Raw genomic sequence first — 1,721 nt, 5'->3', positions numbered from 1 at the left:
CCGGCGGCGTTGGATTGATCGCTTCCCTGGGAGCCACTCAGCTGTTCGCTGTTGCCGTAGGTGTCGTCGGCGTCTTCACCGGCCTGCTTGAGATTCTCGCGGCTGTCGAGCGCTTCGGCGTTGTGGTCCTGGGCGCTCTGACTGAGCGTGTCGGTGAGGTTGTAGGCGCTGTCGAGCTGCTGTCTGGCCGGGGTGAGATCGAGCTGGTCGCCGCTGGCGCCGAGCTGGCCCCAGCTGGTGAGATAGAGCCCCTGGTTGGCGCGGATGGCGCCATAGGCGTCGGTGCGCAGTTCGAAGCCGGTGCCGCGGAAGGCGCCGCGGGTGTTGCCGGTCTGATGGATCAGGTAGCCGAGGTTGAGCTGGCTCTTTTCGGCTTCGGAGTTGAGGCGAACCCGCTCTTGGTCGGTGGCGTCGTCGAAGACGAGTTCGTTGTACTTGCTGCCGCGATAGGTCTTGCTCTTGAACCCGGAGAGCAGACCGTGGCTGTGCCAGTCGGGCGTCTGCTCGCCGTTGTAGACCCGGCCGGTGATCAACGGCCGGTCAGCGTCGCCTTCGAGGAAGTCGACGAGCACTTCCTGGCCGATACGCGGGACGAACACCCCGCCCCAGCCGGCACCGGCGTTGGGCTGGGAGACGCGCAGCCAGACGCTAGAGTTTTCGTCCTGCTGCCCCTGGCGATCCCAGTGGAACTGCACGCGAACCCGGTTGAGGGAATCGGTGTGGATCTCTTCATTCGCCGGGCCGACCACGGTGGCCGTCTGCGGGCCGCCGATCACCGGACGACGATGCGTCAGCGGGTGACGATAGGGCTGGCTGCGCCGCTGGGCTTCGAGGTCGACGAGAAAGTGACCGGTACCGCCGGTGGCGTAGTCAGAGAGACGTTCGCCGGTAGGATCAGCCGTCTCTGACTCGAGCCCATGCGCCCGCTTGGCGGCGTCGAGCTGCGGCTGCAGGCTGCCCGGTAGCGCCTTGAGCTGGGCGGAGACGGGCAGCGCGTTCTCGGCGTGGACGCTGACGCCGAGCAGCAAAAACTGGCGCTCTTCTTCCCCCCCAGTATCGTGCAGTGGGTGCTGGGTGAGTTCGAACCAGCGCCCGGCCTGAAGCTGACGCGCACCGCCGCTGCCGCGAAAGCGCTTGGCGCGGGACTCGTGGGCTTCGAGGCGGTTCTCGGTCAGGCGTTCGCCGCGCTCGTAGCCATGGTAGTAATACTCGCCGGCGTAGTCGTAGAGCTCGGTGTCGGGCAGGTTGCCTTGATCGCTGAGGGTATCGAGGCCGGTGCGCTTGGTGAGCGAGGGCTGCTTGTAGTCGAAGGTGCCAACGCTGACGCGGGTCGGCTGCTGACTGCGCACCCCGCCCCACTGATTGAGCGCGTCTTCCGTTTCGGTAGCGGCCTGGCGGTGAAAGCGAATCGATTGAGGGCTGACGGGTTGGGTGGTGTCGACGTCGTCGGTGAAGACGATGCGATGACCGTCGAATTCATCACTGTTGTTGCTTTCACCGCTGCTGGCGCCGTCCTCGTTTTCGGCAAACTCGGCATACCAGAAAATGCCTTCCTCTTCGCAAAGTCGCGAAATGAAGTTCAGATCACTCTCACGATACTGCACGCAGTAGCTGCGGGCGGGATAGTCGCGACGCAAATCGAAGCGGTAGCGGCCTTTGGCCAGCTTGTGACCGTCGAACACGTCGGTGAGGACATCGACGACGCTGCGATCCTGGAAGAT

Annotated in this window: 1 protein-coding gene; it reads right to left on the bottom strand. The window is 64.7% G+C overall.

Going from position 1 to position 1,721, the window contains the following annotated elements:
• A partial coding sequence (locus IE125_RS19125; protein WP_229809221.1) for a type VI secretion system Vgr family protein occupies positions 1-1,721 on the bottom strand: 1,721 nt, incomplete at both ends.

Source organism: Salinicola rhizosphaerae (genome assembly GCF_014652715.1).
Classification (GTDB): Bacteria; Pseudomonadota; Gammaproteobacteria; order Pseudomonadales; family Halomonadaceae; genus Salinicola; species Salinicola rhizosphaerae.
Note: the sequence above shows the minus strand (reverse complement) of the source record. Positions and strands in the feature narration are given on the sequence as shown.